Annotated in this window: 1 protein-coding gene; it reads left to right on the top strand. The window is 49.8% G+C overall.

The genetic code is table 11. From position 1 onward, the window contains the following. Nucleotides 1–230: 230 nt before the first annotated feature. A complete protein-coding gene (locus tag CIK04_RS26795) occupies nt 231–494 on the top strand; it encodes a hypothetical protein (RefSeq protein ID WP_325205872.1) in 264 nt (87 codons plus the stop codon). The last annotated feature ends 119 nt before the right edge of the window (nt 495–613 follow it).

Below are 613 nucleotides of genomic sequence, written 5' to 3'. Positions count from 1 at the left end.
GGCAATGAGCCAATTTTCATTGACTGAGCATTTGGCCATCTACCCAAGCGACTCAGCGAGTGGAGGATCTCTTTACTTAATCAGCAAAAAAAGCGCTGCACTCTGCCAGCACGCTTTGAGGTGATTGCCCATGCGATGAGACAGGCACTATAGAAGAGCAAAGAACGTTAATCTCTGCGAGATGGTCTATGGTTATTCTGATGGAGTCATAAACTGCCAGAGGAAAGATCATGCGCTTTGGATTGTTGCTGCTTTTATGTGGATTTATCTATCCCAGCTTGGCCACGACAGAGATCATCATGGGCTACCGCACGACGGAAAAAATGCCCTACATTCATGCGGAACCCAGTGATGATGGTTTCTACTTCGAGCTGTATGATGAGGCCGCCAAGCGGATTGGTGCAAAGCTCAAAGTGGTGCGCTTGCCCAAGCTGAGAGTATTGTTGGCGTTAGAAGCGGGTGAGATTCGATTTCTACCCCGGTTTCGCTTTTGATTTGGAGCGCGCGAAATACGCTTATTGGGTACCAATGGCACTTATCAACGTGACGTGGCGGTCACGCTCAAGGGACGGCCACTCATGACGCAGGCAACCAGCCTTGACGGGGTTATGCA

The sequence above is a fragment of the Vibrio sp. 03_296 genome (assembly GCF_002265885.1).
This window is presented reverse-complemented; position numbering and strand designations above follow the sequence as displayed.

Coding starts and splice junctions, on each gene's coding strand:
- CIK04_RS26795 (WP_325205872.1), top strand. CDS start 231: ATGCGCTTTGGATTGTTGCTGCTTTTATGTGGATTTATCTATCCCAGC.